The 18,968-nt window shown below is 41.9% G+C and carries 9 protein-coding genes; 7 read left to right on the top strand and 2 right to left on the bottom strand.

Going from position 1 to position 18,968, the window contains the following annotated elements; translation table 11 throughout:
- The first annotated feature begins 118 nt into the window (after nucleotides 1-118).
- The 4 genes from rpoB (at nucleotide 119) to PNEUHYL_RS12220 (ending at nucleotide 11,149) form a co-directional block, all read left to right on the top strand.
- Nucleotides 119-4,147, top strand: a complete 4,029-nt coding sequence (gene rpoB / locus PNEUHYL_RS12235; protein WP_059368644.1) for a DNA-directed RNA polymerase subunit beta — start codon at nucleotides 119-121, stop codon at nucleotides 4,145-4,147.
- Between the two features lie 120 nt (nucleotides 4,148-4,267).
- Complete coding sequence (gene rpoC / locus PNEUHYL_RS12230) at nucleotides 4,268-8,536, top strand: DNA-directed RNA polymerase subunit beta' (RefSeq protein WP_059368643.1); 4,269 nt, start codon at nucleotides 4,268-4,270, stop codon at nucleotides 8,534-8,536.
- Nucleotides 8,537-8,712: 176 nt separating this feature from the next.
- Nucleotides 8,713-9,657 carry a dicarboxylate transporter/tellurite-resistance protein TehA gene (gene tehA, locus PNEUHYL_RS12225; protein ID WP_059368642.1) on the top strand — a complete coding sequence of 315 codons (945 nt, stop codon included), beginning with the start codon at nucleotides 8,713-8,715 and terminating at the stop codon, nucleotides 9,655-9,657.
- A gap of 193 nt (nucleotides 9,658-9,850) precedes the next feature.
- Nucleotides 9,851-11,149 carry an SIR2 family NAD-dependent protein deacylase gene (locus PNEUHYL_RS12220; RefSeq protein WP_059368641.1) on the top strand — a complete coding sequence of 433 codons (1,299 nt, stop codon included), beginning with the start codon at nucleotides 9,851-9,853 and terminating at the stop codon, nucleotides 11,147-11,149.
- Between the two features lie 65 nt (nucleotides 11,150-11,214).
- Here the strand turns inward: PNEUHYL_RS12220 and pepD are convergent, their stop codons facing one another.
- Nucleotides 11,215-12,669, bottom strand: a complete 1,455-nt coding sequence (gene pepD / locus PNEUHYL_RS12215) for a beta-Ala-His dipeptidase (protein ID WP_059368640.1) — start codon at nucleotides 12,667-12,669, stop codon at nucleotides 11,215-11,217.
- Nucleotides 12,670-12,769: 100 nt separating this feature from the next.
- Here pepD and gpt point away from each other — a divergent pair, with 100 nt between their 5' ends.
- Nucleotides 12,770-13,237, top strand: a complete 468-nt coding sequence (gene gpt, locus PNEUHYL_RS12210; protein ID WP_059368639.1) for a xanthine phosphoribosyltransferase — start codon at nucleotides 12,770-12,772, stop codon at nucleotides 13,235-13,237.
- A 117-nt stretch (nucleotides 13,238-13,354) separates the two neighbouring features.
- Here gpt and PNEUHYL_RS12205 read toward each other — a convergent pair whose 3' ends face one another.
- A complete protein-coding gene (locus PNEUHYL_RS12205) occupies nucleotides 13,355-14,200 on the bottom strand; it encodes an MBL fold metallo-hydrolase (protein ID WP_059368638.1) in 846 nt (281 codons plus the stop codon).
- 142 nt (nucleotides 14,201-14,342) lie between these two features.
- On the opposite strand from PNEUHYL_RS12205, the gene PNEUHYL_RS12200 reads away from it, so the two are divergent.
- A complete protein-coding gene (locus PNEUHYL_RS12200) occupies nucleotides 14,343-15,290 on the top strand; it encodes a GlxA family transcriptional regulator (RefSeq protein ID WP_059368637.1) in 948 nt (315 codons plus the stop codon).
- Nucleotides 15,291-15,431: 141 nt separating this feature from the next.
- Entirely contained in the window at nucleotides 15,432-18,908 is a 3,477-nt protein-coding gene (gene dnaE, locus PNEUHYL_RS12195) for a DNA polymerase III subunit alpha (protein WP_059368636.1), read from the top strand.
- Nucleotides 18,909-18,968 lie beyond the last annotated feature (60 nt).

The following is an 18,968-nucleotide window of genomic DNA, read 5'->3' as shown; positions in this document are numbered from 1 at the left end:
GTGCGGTTCCTGAAAACGGTGTCCATACCTTGATATGAGTCAAAATCCGGTCAAAATTGACCGCACTTTTTCTTGTGTCAGCTCAGTCTCACTAAAATTGATAGAGGAAAACCAACCAATGGGTCTCTCCTATTCTGAGAAAAAACGAATTCGTAAAGACTTCGGCAAACGTCCGCAAGTTTTAAATGTACCCTATTTATTAACTATCCAATTAGATTCGTTTGATAAATTTATTCAAAAAGATCCTGAAGGTCAGCAAGGTTTAGAAGCGGCTTTCCGTTCAGTCTTTCCAATTGTTAGCAACAATGGCTATACCGAATTACAATATGTTGACTACCGTTTAGAAGAACCGGAATTTGATGTACGTGAGTGCCAAATTCGTGGTTCGACTTATGCTGCAGGTTTACGTGTTAAATTACGTCTTGTAAGTTACGATAAAGAGTCATCTTCACGCGCCGTTAAAGATATTAAAGAAAATGAAGTGTATATGGGGGAAATCCCATTAATGACGGATAACGGTACTTTTGTCATCAATGGTACCGAGCGTGTTATCGTTTCACAATTACACCGCAGCCCGGGCGTATTTTTTGATTCCGATAAAGGTAAAACCCATTCATCGGGTAAGGTGCTTTATAACGCACGTATTATTCCTTATCGTGGTTCTTGGTTGGATTTTGAATTTGATCCGAAAGATAATCTTTATGCACGAATTGACCGTCGTCGTAAATTACCGGCAACCATTATTCTTCGTGCATTAGGTTACAACACCGAAGAAATCTTAAATTTATTCTTTGATAAAGTAACCTTTGAAATCGCCGATAATAAATTATTAATGACCCTAGTACCAGATCGTTTACGTGGTGAAACGGCGTCATTTGATATTGAAGCGAACGGTAAAGTCTATGTAGAGCGTGGTCGTCGTATTACTGCCCGCCACATTAAAGCATTAGAGAAAGATAATGTAAGCCAAGTTGTTGTGCCTACCGAGTATATTGTAGGTAAAGTGGCAGCCAAAGATTATGTAGATTTGGAATTCGGTGAAATTATTTGTCCGGCAAATGGTGAAATCTCTTTAGAAGTTCTAGCGAAATTAGCACAAGCAGGCTACAACGTTATTGAAACCTTGTTCACCAATGATTTAGATTACGGTCCTTATATTTCCGAAACCTTACGTGTTGATCCGACTGACGATAAAACCAGTGCGCTTTATGAAATCTATCGTATGATGCGCCCGGGTGAGCCACCAACACCGGAATCTTCAGAAGCCTTATTTAACAACTTATTTTTCTCTGCGGAACGTTATGATTTATCTGCAGTAGGTCGTATGAAATTCAACCGTTCTTTAGGTATTCCTGAAGGTGTGGGAAGTGGGATTTTAAGCCATGAGGATATCATTGCCGTAATGCGTAAACTCATTGATATCCGTAACGGTCGTGGTGAAGTGGATGATATCGACCACTTAGGTAACCGTCGTATCCGTTCTGTGGGCGAAATGGCTGAAAACCAATTCCGTATTGGTTTAGTACGTGTAGAAAGAGCGGTCAAAGAACGCTTATCTTTAGGTGATTTGGATGCGATCACGCCACAGGATTTAATTAATCCGAAACCAATTTCTGCGGCAGTGAAAGAATTCTTTGGTTCTTCACAACTTTCGCAATTTATGGATCAAAACAACCCATTATCAGAAGTGACCCACAAACGTCGTATTTTTGCGTTGGGTCCGGGCGGTTTAACCCGTGAACGTGCAGGCTTTGAAGTACGTGACGTACATAACACCCATTATGGTCGTTTATGTCCAATCGAAACGCCTGAAGGTCCGAACATCGGTTTGATTAACTCCCTTTCCGCATTTGCTCGTACTAATGATTACGGTTTCTTAGAAACCCCATATCGCAAAGTCATTGACGGTCAAGTGACGGAAGAAATTGAATATTTATCAGCCATTGATGAAGCAAATTATATCATCGCTCAGGCAAACTCAAATCTAGACGAGAATAATCGCTTTACTGATGCTTTTGTTACGGCTCGTGGTGAGCGTGGTGAGTCCGGTTTATATAAACCTGAAGATATCCATTATATGGACGTATCCACTCAACAAGTAGTGTCTGTAGCGGCGGCATTGATCCCATTCCTTGAGCATGATGATGCGAACCGTGCATTGATGGGGGCAAACATGCAACGTCAGGCTGTTCCAACATTACGTGCTGACAAGCCGTTAGTGGGAACAGGTATGGAAAAACCAATTGCTCTTGATTCCGGTGTGGCTGTTGTGGCGAAACGTGGTGGTATCGTTCAATATGTGGATGCATCACGTATTGTGATTAAAGTGAATGAAGATGAAACCGTTGCAGGTGAAGCGGGGATTGATATTTATAACTTAATCAAATACACCCGTTCTAACCAAAATACCTGTATCAACCAAATTCCTTGTGTGAATTTAGGCGATCCGATTAATCGTGGTGAGGTGTTGGCTGACGGTCCTTCAACCGATTTAGGGGAACTGGCGTTAGGTCAAAATATCCGTGTGGCATTTATGCCATGGAACGGTTATAACTTTGAAGACTCCATGTTAGTGTCTGAGCGTGTGGTTCAACAAGATCGCTTTACCACCATTCATATCCAAGAACTTTCTTGTGTGGCTCGTGATACTAAATTAGGCGCAGAAGAAATCACCGCAGATATTCCAAATGTGGGTGAATCGGCACTCAGCAAATTAGATGAATCCGGTATCGTTTATGTGGGTGCGGAAGTAAAAGGTGGAGACATCTTAGTCGGTAAAGTGACACCGAAAGGTGAAACCCAATTAACACCGGAAGAAAAATTGTTACGTGCAATTTTTGGTGAAAAAGCCTCTGATGTGAAAGATTCTTCATTGCGTGTACCAAACAGCGTAAGCGGTACGGTTATCGACGTACAAGTCTTCACCCGTGATGGCGTGGAAAAAGACAAACGTGCGCTAGAAATCGAAGAAATGCAATTAAAAGAAGCGAAGAAAGACCTTTCCGATGAATTAGAAATCTTAGAGGCTGGTTTATTCGCGCGTGTTCGCAATCTTCTTATTTCGGGTGGCGTAGATGAAGCACAATTAGATAAATTAGATCGTACTAAATGGTTAGAACAAACCATTGCCGATGAAGAGAAACAAAACCAATTAGAGCAACTCGCAGAGCAATACGAAGAGCTTCGTAAAGAGTTTGAACTCAAACTTGAAGTGAAACGTAAGAAAATCATCAAAGGTGATGATCTTGCGCCGGGTGTATTGAAAGTGGTGAAAGTTTATCTTGCGGTGAAACGCCAAATCCAACCTGGTGATAAAATGGCGGGTCGTCACGGTAACAAAGGGGTTATCTCAAAAATTAATCCTGTTGAGGATATGCCGTACGATGAAAATGGCCAACCGGTTGAAATCGTATTAAACCCTCTGGGCGTTCCATCCCGTATGAATATCGGTCAGATCCTTGAAACTCACTTAGGTTTAGCGGCAAAAGGTATTGGTGATCAAATCAATACGATGCTTAAACAAAAACAAGAAGTAGAAAAATTACGCAGTTATATGCAAAAAGCCTATGATTTAGGTCATGGTTCACAAAAAGTGGATTTAAGCACTTTCACTGATGAAGAAGTGCTACGTTTAGCAGATAACTTGCGTAAAGGTTTACCGGTTGCTACCCCTGTGTTTGATGGTGCGGATGAAACGGAAATCAAAGAGTTATTAAAACTCGGCGGTTTACCGACTTCCGGACAGATCACCTTATACGATGGACGTACCGGTGAGAAATTTGAGCGTCCGGTAACCGTAGGTTATATGTATATGCTCAAATTGAACCACTTGGTTGATGACAAAATGCACGCACGTTCAACGGGCTCTTATAGTCTCGTCACGCAACAACCATTAGGTGGTAAAGCACAATTCGGTGGTCAACGTTTCGGTGAGATGGAGGTATGGGCGCTTGAAGCATATGGTGCAGCTTATACTTTACAGGAAATGCTAACCGTGAAATCCGATGATGTGAACGGTCGTACGAAGATGTATAAAAACATCGTCAGCGGCAACCAACAAATGGATCCGGGTACGCCGGAATCTTTCAACGTGATTATGAAAGAAATCCGTTCACTTGGTTTAAATATTGAGTTAGACGAAGAGTAATGAAAGTAGGGTGTGTGGATTGGCATAATTCACACACTACAAAAATCGCCGAAGTGCGGTCAAAATTCTCGGTAATTTTTAACCGCACTTTAAACCTTTAACTCCGACAGGAGAACATTTGTGAAAGACTTAGTTAAGTTTTTAAAAGCACAGTCAAAAACCAGTGAAGATTTTGATGTGATTAAAATTGGGTTAGCGTCACCGGATATGATCCGTTCTTGGTCATTTGGTGAAGTGAAAAAACCTGAAACCATTAACTACCGTACGTTCAAACCTGAACGTGATGGTCTTTTCTGTGCGCGTATCTTCGGGCCGGTAAAAGACTACGAATGTTTATGTGGTAAATATAAACGTTTAAAACACCGTGGTGTGATTTGTGAAAAATGTGGCGTTGAAGTGACACAAACCAAAGTGCGTCGTGAACGTATGGGTCATATTGAATTAGCCTCACCGGTGGCACACATTTGGTTCTTAAAATCCCTTCCATCCCGTATCGGTTTATTACTTGATATGCCGTTACGTGATATTGAGCGTGTACTTTATTTTGAAATGTACATTGTGACTGAACCGGGTATGACGGATTTAGAACGCGGTCAATTATTAACGGAAGAACAATATCTTGATGCTGAAGATCGTTGGCAAGATGAATTTGAAGCAAAAATGGGGGCGGAAGCAATCCAAGATCTATTAAAAGGTATGGATCTTGATGTGGAATGCGAAAAATTACGTGAAGAGTTACAAGAAACCAATTCTGAAACAAAACGTAAGAAAATTACTAAACGTCTAAAATTATTAGAAGCATTTATTCAGTCGGGTAACAAACCGGAATGGATGGTGATGACCGTATTACCGGTACTTCCACCGGATCTTCGTCCGTTAGTACCATTAGACGGCGGACGTTTTGCGACTTCCGATTTGAACGATTTATACCGTCGAGTGATTAACCGTAATAACCGTTTAAAACGTTTATTGGATCTTATCGCTCCGGATATTATTGTGCGTAATGAGAAACGGATGTTGCAAGAATCGGTCGATGCGTTATTGGATAACGGTCGCCGCGGTCGTGCAATTACCGGTTCTAATCGTCGTCCGTTAAAATCCTTAGCAGATATGATTAAGGGTAAACAAGGTCGTTTCCGTCAAAACCTATTGGGTAAACGTGTTGACTATTCCGGCCGTTCGGTAATCACCGTAGGTCCATACCTACACCTACATCAATGCGGTTTACCGAAGAAAATGGCATTGGAATTATTCCGTCCGTTTATCTATGCAAAATTAGAAAGTCGCGGTTATGCCACAACCATTAAAGCGGCGAAGAAAATGGTTGAGCGTGAAGAGGCGATTGTTTGGGATATTCTTGCGGAAGTGATTCGCGAACATCCGATTTTATTGAACCGTGCTCCAACACTTCACCGTTTGGGTATTCAAGCGTTTGAACCAATCTTAATCGAAGGTAAAGCGATTCAATTACACCCGCTCGTGTGTGCTGCGTTCAATGCGGACTTCGATGGTGACCAAATGGCGGTTCACGTTCCGTTAACCCTTGAGGCCCAATTAGAAGCCCGCGCGTTGATGATGTCCACCAATAACGTCCTTTCACCGGCGAACGGTGATCCTATTATCGTGCCATCACAAGACGTGGTATTGGGGCTTTATTATATGACCCGAGAAAAAGTGAACGGTAAAGGCGAAGGAATGTTATTGCAAGATCCGCGTGAGGCGGAAAGAGCTTATTCTACCGGTCAGGCAGAATTGCATTCTCGTGTAAAAGTACGGATCACTGAATATGTAAAAAATGAAGCCGGCGAACTTGATGCAGTGACAACATTAACGGATACCACCATTGGCCGTGCGATTTTATGGATGATTGCACCGAAAGGTATGCCTTATGCGTTGTTTAATCAAACATTAGGCAAAAAAGCGATCTCCAAATTAATTAATGAAGCATACCGTCGTTTAGGCTTAAAAGAATCGGTTATGTTTGCCGACCAAATTATGTACACCGGTTTTGCTTATGCGGCTCGCTCCGGTTCATCTGTCGGTATTGACGACATGGTGATCCCTGAGAAGAAATATGAAATTATTTCGGCAGCGGAAGACGAAGTAGCGGAAATCCAAGAGCAATTCCAATCCGGTCTTGTGACAGCAGGCGAACGTTACAATAAAGTGATCGATATTTGGGCTGCGGCAAACGAACGTGTTGCAAAAGCGATGATGGAAAATCTTTCTACGGAAGAAGTGCTGAACCGTGAAGGTAAACCTGAAAAACAAGCCTCGTTTAATAGTATTTTTATGATGGCGGATTCCGGTGCGCGTGGTTCTGCGGCACAGATTCGTCAGCTGGCGGGGATGCGTGGTTTGATGGCGCGTCCGGACGGCTCGATCATTGAAACGCCAATCACCGCGAACTTCCGTGAAGGGTTGAACGTACTTCAATACTTTATTTCAACCCACGGTGCGCGTAAAGGTTTGGCGGATACCGCATTGAAAACAGCGAACTCCGGTTATTTGACCCGTCGTCTAGTTGACGTGGCACAAGACTTGGTGATTATTGAAGATGACTGTGGTACGCACGAAGGCTTAGTGATGACCCCGTTAATTGAGGGGGGCGATGAAAAAGTCCCACTTCGCGAGTTAGTATTAGGTCGTGTAGCAGCAGAAGATATCTATAAGCCTGGAACAGAAGAAGTCTTAATTGCACGTAATACGTTACTAGATGAAAAACTTTGTGATGTGTTAGATGCAAATTCGGTAGATAGCGTGAAAGTACGCTCAGTAGTAACCTGTGATACCAATTATGGCGTTTGCGCTAAATGTTACGGTCGTGACTTGGCGCGCGGTCACTTAATCAACCAAGGTGAAGCGGTAGGCGTTATTGCGGCGCAATCTATCGGTGAACCGGGAACACAGTTAACCATGCGTACGTTCCATATCGGTGGTGCGGCGTCTGTGGCAGCAAAAGAATCTAGCGTACAAGCGAAAAATACCGGTACATTACACTTAGCCAATGCGAAATTTGTCACGAATGATGAAGGTAAATTAGTGTTAACTTCCCGTAATACGGAATTAACTGTTACTGACGCATTCGGTCGTACCAAAGAACACTATAAAGTGCCTTATGGTGCGGTATTAAGTAAAGGTGACGGTCAAGAAGTCACGGCGGGTGAAACCGTAGCGAACTGGGATCCTCATACTATGCCGGTTGTGTCTGAAGTGACCGGTTTCGTAAAATTCGTGGATATCGTGGACGGTTTAACCGTAACACGTCAAACCGATGAATTAACTGGTCTATCCTCGATTGTGGTACAAGATGTGGGTGAACGTGCAACTGCTGGTAAAGATTTACGCCCAACTATTAAATTAGTTGACGCAAACGGCAATGACGTTTTCTTACCGGAAACCGATGTCATCGCACAATACTTCTTACCGGGTAAAGCAATTGTAAGTTTAGACGATGGCGTAGCGGTAAAAGTGGGTGAACCTTTAGCCCGTATTCCACAAGAATCTGTGGGAACGAAAGATATTACCGGTGGTCTTCCACGCGTTGCAGACTTATTTGAAGCCCGTAAACCGAAAGAGCCGGCAATTTTGGCGGAGATTTCAGGTATCGTATCCTTCGGTAAAGAAACCAAAGGTAAACGTCGTTTACTGATCACACCGACTGAAGGCGAAGTGTACGAAGAAATGATTCCGAAATGGCGTCAGCTCAACGTATTTGAAGGTGAGATGGTTCAACGTGGTGATGTAATCTCCGATGGTGCGGAAACACCACACGATATTTTACGTTTACGCGGTGTACGTGCCGTAACCGAATACATTGTGAACGAAGTGCAAGATGTTTACCGCTTACAGGGGGTAAAAATCAATGATAAGCACATTGAGGTCATTGTTCGCCAAATGTTGCGTAAAGCGATCGTCACAAATGCTTACGACTCTGAGTTCCTAGAAGGGGAGCAGGTAGAAGTGGCACGCGTGAAAATCGTAAACCGTAAACGTGAAGCGGAAGGTAAACCGCCGGTTGAATTTGAGCGCGAATTATTGGGTATCACCAAAGCGTCTCTTGCGACGGAATCCTTCATCTCTGCGGCATCGTTCCAAGAAACCACACGTGTGCTTACCGAAGCGGCAGTGGCAGGTAAGCGTGATGAATTACGTGGCTTGAAAGAAAATGTTATCGTTGGTCGTTTAATTCCGGCAGGTACCGGTTTTGCCTATCACCAAAACCGCATTAAAAACCGTCAAAAAGCAGCGGAATTAGTGGTGGAAGCGATCGAAGAGCCTATTTCTGCTTTCGCAAGCGATGCGGATATCGAAGCGGAATTTGAATTTGTCGCTGACGATGCAACGCAAAGCCTAGCGGCATTATTAAATTCCGAAATGGAAGATTAATTTTGCAAGATAGATAAAAAAGCCCCGAAAGGGGCTTTTTTGTTGATGATTATCGGATTAATGACTTCGCAATAGGAATTCAAAGTGCGGTCATTTTTTCACAAGAATTTGAGATTTTAAGAAAACCATACGATTTATTGTTAGACTTACTCAACGATTTTTATGAGGATGATTTAATGAATACAACAAAACCTTTCCCTTTACCTACCGCCTATTTTGGTATTCCTCTCGGATTAGCGGCGCTATCCTTAGCATGGTGGCATTTGGACACTTTCTCCCCTTGGGTACAAACGGTTAGTGATGTGATCGGCATTACGGCTATCTTTGTCTGGTCGCTCTTTGTTGCCATGTATGGCTATAAATTACGCTATTATTTCCACGAGGTGAAGGAAGAATACCGCTGCCCCGTTCGTTTTTCTTTTATTGCATTAATTCCCATCACAACGATGTTAATCGGTGATATTGCGTATCGCTGGAATCCTGTTATTGCAGAAGTAATGATTTGGTTAGGAACTATCGGGCAATTATTGTTTTCTTCTTTTAGGATGAGTGAACTGTGGAAAGGCGGTATATTTGAGCAAAAATCAACACGCCCACCTTTTTATTTACCCTCTGTCGCCGCAAACTTCACCAGTGCAAGCTCACTGGCCTTACTTGGGTATCACGACCTCGGCTACTTATTTTTTGGCGCAGGTCTCATCTCATGGATTATTTTTGAACCGGTATTGCTCCAGCATTTACGCATCTCTTCCTTAGAGCCGCCTTTCCGTGCCACGATGGGAATTATCCTCGCCCCTGCTTTTGTTGCCGCCTCCGCTTATTTAGCGGTAAATCAAGGCGAAGTGGATACTTTCGCCAAAATCCTATGGGGCTATGGCTTTTTGCAAATGTTCTTTCTATTGAGAATTTTCCCTTGGATTATCGAAAAAGGCTTAAACATCGGCTTATGGGCATTCTCATTCGGATTAGCCTCAATGGCAAATAGTGCAGTTGTGTTTTACCATAATCAAGTACTATCCGGCATTGCCATGTTTGCCTTTATTTTTTCAAATTTGATGATTGGATTACTTGTATTGATGACGTTGTATAAGTTGGTGAAGGGGCAGTTTTGGGCGAAATAGTGGTATTTTAGTTTATTTTTGTCAAATAATTTAATAATTTTTAGCATTATTAACTTCTGAAATAGCAGGTTAATTATGTAAAATAAATAAAGTAAAAACTCGAATGAATTTTTCTTATTAAAAACACATAGAATATTTAATGATATTATTTTAGAATAAAAATATCTAATTAAAATTAACAAAAGGATTTATAATGGCAACTAATCATATTCTATTAGAAATATCATATGCTTTAATTCATAATCGGTTATGTTTTTTTACTGGTGCGGGTTTTAGTAAAGCGATTACAAATGGTGAAGCTCCGTCTTGGAAGGATTTGTTAGAGAAAGTTTGTAAAAATAATGATATAGAAAAAGATATTTTAGAACAAGACTCATTAAATTTAGAAGAAAAAGCTCAGCTGATTTCTGAAAAGTTGAAGGATAAAGGTAAAAAGAAAACTATCTATAATGAAATATCATCTATTATTTCGTCTTTGAATTTATCAGATGATGGAATTGATAGTATTAAAGAATTTTTCTCAAGCAGAAAATTTAGGGTAATTACAACTAATTATGATAAGTTAACGGAAAAACTAATTAATAATGATTATAATAGTTTTTCTCCTGGCAAACCTATACCAAGAATTGAAGCTAAGGTCGATATATATCATATTCATGGTTCTATTGATTCTCCTGCTCATATGGTTGTTACAGCTGAAGATTATTTTAGATTTATAAATTATGAATCCTATTTCTCTAGGAAATTGAGCACATCTTTACATGAAAATCTTGTTGTTATTTTAGGTTATTCATTGTCAGATATAAATTTAAAGGCAATTATTAATGAATATAAAGGTTTTTCTAATAATCAATATATTCCAATTAATATAATATTTATATCTAGAGAAGAAACCTCTCAATATACTAAAGATTATTATCTTATTTGTTTTGGTATTCGCGTAATAGACAGTTTGGAAATCAATGATTTTTTTAAAGAACTTAATATTAAAATTAAAGAAGTAATAGAGTTGAAAGATAAGAAAATTCAAGATATAAAGAAGGTTCTATATGAAAATTATAGTTATAGTATTAAATACCTAAAAAAAGTAACATCATTATTTGAGATCGTGTCATCTATTCAGGCTTTAGGAGTAGAACTCTCAGATGAAAATGTGACAAACTTACTAAGTGATGTTTTGAAAAAGAAAATGGAGCTTACAGGGAATGATGGTGCGTGGGATCAGTATTATCAATTGGCACTCTGGCTAATATATTTAAATAGTATTATTTATCTAAAAGAATCTAAACTAAGAGATATTATATTAGAATATACAATGATTTCACTTTCTAACTGCAAAAAAATAGGAACTTGGGCAAGTCCTTGGGAGGCAACAAAAGAGTGGAAATATTCATGGAGCAATATTATCCCAGATAATAGGCTAATAATAAGAGAATATGCGAAGAAAAATTTAACTAATGACTTTGCTAAGAAAAACATTCTAGGAATTTAATTCTATAAGCTTTTTTGATAATAAATATGGCAAATAAAGTTTGCCATATTTATTGGATTAACCTTTTACTTAATCGAAATATCTCCCAAAACCCTCACCAGCACCTCCCAATAAGTCTTCACTGTGGAGATCTGTACTTTTTCATCCGGTGAGTGGGCGTTGCGGATTGTAGGCCCTAAGGAAACCATATCAATATGTGGGTAATGTTCTTTAAGCAAACCACATTCCAAGCCTGCATGGATCACTTTGATTTCAGGGTCTTTGCCTAATACGTCGGCATAATGTTTTTTCGTTAGGTTGAGAATGGCGGAGTCATTCACCGGTTTCCAGCCCGGGTAAGGGGCGGAGAATTCGGTTTTCGCACCGGCTAAGGTGGCAACGGAGCTTAATAGTTCGGTTACATAAGCCTTGCCGCTTTCAATCAATGAACGGATTAAAATCGTACCTTTTACTTTGTCACTTTCGGTTTTTAATACACCGATACTGAGCGAGCTTTCCACTACATTTTTAATCACATCACTGTTACGAATCACACCGTTTGGTAGGGCATTGAGCAAGTGAATGACGGTTTTTGTGCTTTGTGCAGTAAATACGGTTTCGGCTTTGGCAGTCGGTTCAACAAAGAGGGTTAAATTCGGTTCGGCAATCGCTAATTCTTCTTTTAGTAAAACGTCAAGATTTCTGACCGCACTTTCAAGGGCATTAAGATCACCATTGAATGTCAGCACAGCTGCCGCTTCACGAGGAATCGCATTACGAATTGAGCCACCACGAATTTCCGCTAAAGCAAAGTGCGGTTGATTTTGCGAAAGTTTTGCCAACACACGGGCAAGCAACTTAATTGCATTCACTCTGCCGGTGTGAATATCACAACCGGAATGCCCGCCACGCAAGCCCTTTAAGGTGAGTTGAAGGCAATGCTCGAAAGCATTATTTTCTCGTTCTATCGGTAATTCCAAATTGGCATTAATGCCGCCGGCACAACCGATATAAATTTCACCGATTTCCTCCGTATCCGTATTAATGAGTATTTCGGATTGCAACCAATTACGGCGAAGATTTAATGCGCCGTCCATGCCGGTTTCTTCCGTCATTGTGAGTAACACTTCAAGAGGCGGATGCGCTACATCATCACTTTCCAACACTGCAAGGGCAGAGGCTAAACCAATTCCGTTGTCAGCTCCCAATGTGGTGCCTTGTGCTTTCACCCAATCGCCGTCAATATAGGGGCGAATTGGATCTTGGGTGAAATTGTGCGGATTGTCTTCATTGGCTTGCGGCACCATATCCAAATGAGCTTGCAATGCCACCGGCGTGCGGTTTTCCATTCCGGCGGTTGCCGGTTTACGAATTAACACATTGCCCGCGTCATCACGTTCCACAAAAAACTGTTTTTCTTTCGCCCAATTGACAATGAAATTTGCCAATTCGTCCTCATGATGGGAAGGGTGAGGGATAGCACAAATTTGATCAAACCATTTCCATAATAATTGTGGTTGTAGGGTGGTAATTTCAGACATATTCTTTCCTTTTTGCGAAAAATTTCACGAAATAATAGCATAAAACCCCGTTTCAGGTTATCCTTACGCGATTTTTATTTATCGATACTAAGGTGTAATTATGAGCGAAAAATATGTGGTGACTTGGGATATGTTCCAAATGCACGCCCGCAAATTATCAGAACGTTTACTTCCCGCTTCCCAATGGAAAGGCATTATTGCGGTGAGCCGTGGCGGTTTATTTCCGGCAGCGGTATTAGCGCGTGAATTAAGCATTCGCCACGTAGAAACCGTTTGTATCGCCAGTTATCACGATCACACAAGCCAAGGGGAACTCCAAGTTTTACACGCGGCGGAAGTACCAAACGGTGGGGAAGGCTTTATCGTTGTTGATGATTTGGTCGATACCGGCAACACCGCTCGTGCAATTCGTGAAATGTATCCTAATGCAAAATTTGTCACCGTTTTCGCCAAACCGGCAGGGGCAAAATTAGTGGACGATTATATCATCGACATTCCGCAAAACACATGGATTGAACAACCTTGGGATTTAGGTTTAGCGTTTGTTCCTCCTCTTGCGAGAAAATAAGACTTTTAAAATAAAAGTGCGGTCGAAAATCCTTAAGATTTTACGACCACTTTTCATTATAGGTTTTAATTTGAAAAGAATAGACAGAATTTCGTCTAACTCATTTCTTACCCAGCATTAATATTTCAATACTTCACTCTCTTTTGGCACAGCAACTTTGCTCAAATTGTTTTCCTTCACGAATTTTCGCATTTCATCGGATGTCACCGAAGCGTGATTGACCGCATCCATATGGACCGTAATAATATCGGCTTTTGGCGCAACCTGACGGGCTTTCGCCACATCGGCTTTCCCCATAATAATACTATCTGAATTACCTTCCATTTGTGCATAACCCGTATTCATAACAATCACTTCGGGTTTATAACGGTTGAGTGCAAAATCTACTTCTTCATTCCAAATGGTATCGCCTACGATATACAGTGTTTTTTCTCCGTCCGCTTGCATTACCACGCCCATTGCTTCACCTGCAATTTCAGCAAATTGTGGGGTAGAGTACATTTGATCCGTACCGTGTTGTCCGCCGGTCTTGCTTAATTTTACTTGGTTAAATTCTGTATTTTTACCTACGACTCTAACATCTTTAAAGCCTTGTGAGCGGATAATTTGTGCATCACCGGCATTTTGTACAAAAATCGGTAAGGTTTTCGGTAACATTTTTTGTGCATATTCGTCCCAATGATCAGCGTGGGTATGTGTCACAATCACCGCATCAACGCCTTCTAATACTTTCTCAACCGGCTCTACCATATCAATCAACGGATTACGTTTTTGACTGTTAATCGTGCCTTCAAAGCCTGCATAAGTGCCTTTAGGGGCAAGATAGGGATCGACTAAAAACGTGCTACCTGCCATTTCAATTTTGGCGGTCGCATTACGGATATGCTGATAGCTGATTTCGGCATGAGCCGTTGTTGCCAAGGTTGCAGCCACGAGTGTCAATAAGATAGGTTTTAATTTCATTTTGTTTCCTCTTGTAAAAATAAGATAAATTAAACCGCTTGTGTGCGGTGTGGTTATTATGAAAGAGAGATAAAATAAAAAATATTGACTTATTATTCAAATATCGAAAAAATTGGGTCAAATTTACTTCATTGAGAAAAAAATGCCTATTCCAACTGTTGCACTTGTACTTTATCCCAACTTTAATCCTTTTCAGTTTTCTGTGCCGTATATGGTTTTTTCAACAGAAATTGATGAGAAGCCTTTATTTAAGGTTAAAATCGTGGCAGAAAATCCAATGGTTGCACGGTCTTATCCCGCCACGATTATGACGGATGGTGATCTGAGTTTGTTAGCTCAAGCCGATTTTGTTGTCATACCCGGTTGGGACAATGCAGTGTCTCCCCCTTCTGATGTGTTCATACAAGCGTTACAACAAGCGGCAAAACGTGGTACGACGATTGTCGGATTGTGTTATGGGGCATATTCACTGGCTTATGCCGGATTACTAAATGGTAAAAAGGCCACGACACATTGGTTAGGTGAAACTGATTTTAAACAACGTTTCCCACAGGTAAAATTAGACTGCAATGCAATTTATATTGAAGATGAAAATATCATCACCTCTGCGGGAACGTCTGCAGGGTTAGATTGCTGTCTTGCGATTGTTCGCCGCCAATATGGTGTAAAAATTGCCAATCAACTGGCACGTTTGTTGGTGATTTCTCCTCATCGGGAAGGAGGACAAGCACAATTTATTGAACAACCTATCGCACGCAAAACCGCTAATGAAAACATCAACGAATGGTTAGATATCATGAGGACTAACCTAAACGCTGACTATTCTATTGATATACTCGCTGAAAAGTTAATGATGAGCCGCAGCACATTTACCCGTCATTTCCGTCAAACAACCGGAATGGCATTCACTGAATGGTTGATTGAGGTTCGGTTACAAAAAGGGCGGGAATTATTAGAAAGTACCAAATTAACGATTGACGACATTGCTCACCAAATTGGCTTTCATTCCACAACAGCATTTCGCCAGCATTTTAAAGCCAAACACCATATCAGCCCAAAACAATGGCAAAAGCGGTTTTCTGTATCATAAGATATAAAAGGCAATATGGAATAAAACGAAGGCCAAATTGACATAGATCATTAAGACCTTTGTTTTCCCTTCAACCCAAATTTCCGTATAATACTCGCCTATAAAATGTATTCAAATTGACAGCACTTTCAAGGATTTTAAATGACACAACCCCGTTTCGTCCATCTCCGTACACACAGTGATTTTTCCATGATTGATGGGATTGCCAAGGTAAAACCATTGATTAAAACCTGTGCGGAAAATAATATGGTGGCGATGGCACTGACGGATTTCACCAATTTTTGTGGTGTCGTGCGTTTTTATGGGGAAGCATTGTCTGCCGGCATTAAACCGATTATTGGTGCGGATGTGCGAGTGCGTAGCGAGCTATGCGGTGATGAATTATTTGAGCTGACCTTACTTGCGAAAAATAATACGGGCTATAAAAATATCACACTGCTCTTATCGAAGGCTTACCAACGGGGCTATGACGATTTGCCTTACATCGATCAAGATTGGTTGATCGAACACCGTGAGGGCGTGATTATTTTATCCGGCGGAACAAAAGGTGATGTGGGTAAAAAATTGTTGAAAGAAAATGCGGCGGAAACACAAAGTGCGGTCGGTTTTTACCAAGAATTTTTTCCTGATCATTTTTATCTGGCATTAACCCGAACCGGCAAGCCTGATGAAGAACGTTATATCAAAGCCGCTTGTGCCCTTGCGGAGACTCAACATTTACCCCTTGTGGCAACCAATGATGTTGTATTTTTAAAGTCGGATGATGCGGAAGCCCATGAAATCCGCGTGGCGATTCATGACGGCTATACCTTGGATGATCCCAAACGCCCTAAACTTTACACGACACAGCAGTATTTCCGTACTGAAGAGGAAATGTGTGCGTTATTTGCCGATATTCCTTCCGCCCTTGAAAACACCCTATTAATCGCACAGCGTTGCAGTGTTACCTTGCGCCTTGGGCAATATTTCTTACCGCAATTCCCAACGGGGAAACTGAGTACGGAAGATTATTTGGTGATGAAATCGAAAGAGGGCTTGGAAGAACGGTTGGCGTTTTTATTTCCCGATGAAAAAGTGCGGTCGGAAAAACGTGCGGAATATGATGAACGTTTGCAAGTAGAACTTGATGTAATTAACCAAATGGGGTTTCCCGGTTACTTTTTGATCGTGATGGAGTTTATTCAATGGTCGAAAGATAATGATATTCCCGTGGGGCCGGGACGGGGTTCTGGTGCGGGGTCATTGGTGGCGTATGCGTTAAAAATTACCGATCTCGATCCCTTAGAATTTGATTTGCTTTTTGAACGTTTCTTAAACCCTGAACGTGTCTCCATGCCCGATTTTGACGTGGATTTCTGTATGGACGGACGGGATCGTGTGATTGAGCACGTAGCGGACACCTATGGGCGTGGTGCGGTATCACAAATTATTACTTTCGGTACGATGGCGGCGAAGGCGGTGATTCGCGATGTCGGGCGGGTATTGGGGCACCCCTACGGTTTTGTGGATCGCATTTCTAAATTGATTCCGCCAGATCCGGGCATGACACTTGCCAAGGCCTTTGAGATTGAGCCACAATTACAAGCCGCCTATGACAGCGATGAGGAAGTGCAAGCGCTAATTGATATGGCGCGCAAGCTGGAAGGCGTAACCCGAAATGCCGGTAAGCACGCCGGCGGCGTGGTGATTTCACCTACTTTAATTACCGATTTTGCCCCGCTTTATTGTGATAGTGAAGGCCTTCACCCAGTAACCCACTTTGATAAAAATGATGTGGAATATGCCGGTTTAGTCAAATTTGACTTCTTGGGATTACGCACCCTCACCATCATCAAATGGGCGTTGGATATGGTCAATGCCCGTATGGCACGGGAAGGCAAACCCATGGTGGATATTGCTTCGATTCCGTTGGATGATCCGGATTCTTTCGAATTGCTCAAACGTTCCGAAACGACAGCCGTATTCCAGTTGGAATCGCGCGGTATGAAAGATTTGATTAAACGCCTACAACCGGACTGTTTTGAAGATATTATCGCATTGGTGGCACTGTTTCGCCCCGGCCCGCTGCAATCGGGGATGGTGGATAACTTTATCGACCGTAAACACGGCCGTGAAGAGGTTTCTTATCCCGATGCGAATTATCAGCACGAAAGTCTGAAACCGATTTTGGAGCCTACCTATGGCATTATTTTGTATCAAGAGCAAGTCATGCAAATTGCACAGGTTCTTGCCGGCTATACATTAGGCGGTGCGGATTTATTGCGACGGGCAATGGGTAAGAAAAAACCGGAAGAAATGGCGAAACAACGTTCTGTTTTTGAACAAGGCGCGATCAAAAACGGTGTTGACGGCGAACTTGCGATGAAGATTTTCGATTTGGTGGAAAAATTCGCCGGTTATGGCTTTAATAAATCCCACTCGGCAGCCTATGCACTGGTTTCTTATCAAACACTTTGGTTGAAAACCCATTTCCCGGCGGAATTTATGGCGGCGGTGATGACATCGGAAATGGACAATACCGATAAAATTGTCGGTTTGTACGATGAATGTTTGCGAATGGGATTAAAAGTTACCCCACCGGATATTAATGTGGGTAAACATCATTTCAGTGTGAATGAAAACGGTGAAATCGTCTATGGTATCGGTGCGATTAAAGGCGTGGGAGAAGGCCCGATTGAGGCATTGGTTAGTGCACGGAATGAAGGCGGGTTTTTTAAAGATTTATTTGACCTGTGTGCCCGTGTCGATTTGAAAAAAATCAATCGGCGCACCTTTGAAAGCCTGATTATGTCCGGCGCATTTGATAAATTGGGGCCGCACCGTGCCGCACTGGCTAAAAATTTAGAAGATGCCCTTAAAGCATCCGATCAACATGCCAAAGATGAAGCGATGGGGCAATCGGATATGTTCGGGGTGCTGACGGAAAGCCACGAAGAAGTGGAAAATGCTTACGCCAATACACCGCCTTACACGGAAAAGCAAATTTTAGACGGCGAACGAGAAACCCTAGGGCTTTATTTAAGCAGCCATCCGGTCAGCCGTTATTTAAAAGAGCTATCTCATTACAGCTCAACCCGTTTAAAAGAACTGACACCGAATCGTCGCGGACAAATGAGTACGGCAGCTGGCTTAGTTGTTTCGTCGCGTATTGCGATTACCAAAAAGGGGAATCGACTGGGGATTGCGACATTAGATGATCGCTCGGGACGTTTAGATATTACGTTATTTGGCGAAAGTTTGGAGCAGTTTGGTGAAAAACTGCAAAAAGACACAGTAGTGGTGGTATCGGGGCAAGTGAGTTTTGATGATTTTTCCGGCGGTTTAAAAATGACCGTACGGGATATGATGACGTTAGATGAAGCCCGCTCCCGCTATGCAAAATCCCTTGCCATTAGTTTATCGGACGAACAAATCACGCCGGTGTTTATTAAACAACTGAAACAAATGCTTGAACCGGTTAGCGGCGGAACGTTACCGATCAATGTGTATTATCAAAGCGCAAAAGGCAGAGCGTTGCTACGCCTTGGCGTTCAGTGGTCGATTACCCCGACCGATGAAATTTTAACGGAATTAGCCAATATGTTGGGCGAAAGTGCGGTTGAGTTGGAGTTCGGATAACGGAACTCTTACCAATCATCCAAATTAAGGACAGACAGAGCTTCCTGTGCTACAATCGCG

The sequence above is a fragment of the Rodentibacter caecimuris genome, assembly GCF_001019715.1.
Taxonomy (GTDB): domain Bacteria; phylum Pseudomonadota; class Gammaproteobacteria; order Enterobacterales; family Pasteurellaceae; genus Rodentibacter; species Rodentibacter caecimuris.
Note: the sequence above shows the minus strand (reverse complement) of the source record. Positions and strands in the feature narration are given on the sequence as shown.

Coding starts and splice junctions, on each gene's coding strand:
- rpoB (WP_059368644.1), top strand. CDS start 119: ATGGGTCTCTCCTATTCTGAGAAAAAACGAATTCGTAAAGACTTCGGC.
- tehA (WP_059368642.1), top strand. CDS start 8,713: ATGAATACAACAAAACCTTTCCCTTTACCTACCGCCTATTTTGGTATT.
- PNEUHYL_RS12220 (WP_059368641.1), top strand. CDS start 9,851: ATGGCAACTAATCATATTCTATTAGAAATATCATATGCTTTAATTCAT.
- pepD (WP_059368640.1), bottom strand. CDS start 12,669: ATGTCTGAAATTACCACCCTACAACCACAATTATTATGGAAATGGTTT.
- gpt (WP_059368639.1), top strand. CDS start 12,770: ATGAGCGAAAAATATGTGGTGACTTGGGATATGTTCCAAATGCACGCC.
- PNEUHYL_RS12205 (WP_059368638.1), bottom strand. CDS start 14,200: ATGAAATTAAAACCTATCTTATTGACACTCGTGGCTGCAACCTTGGCA.
- PNEUHYL_RS12200 (WP_059368637.1), top strand. CDS start 14,343: ATGCCTATTCCAACTGTTGCACTTGTACTTTATCCCAACTTTAATCCT.
- dnaE (WP_059368636.1), top strand. CDS start 15,432: ATGACACAACCCCGTTTCGTCCATCTCCGTACACACAGTGATTTTTCC.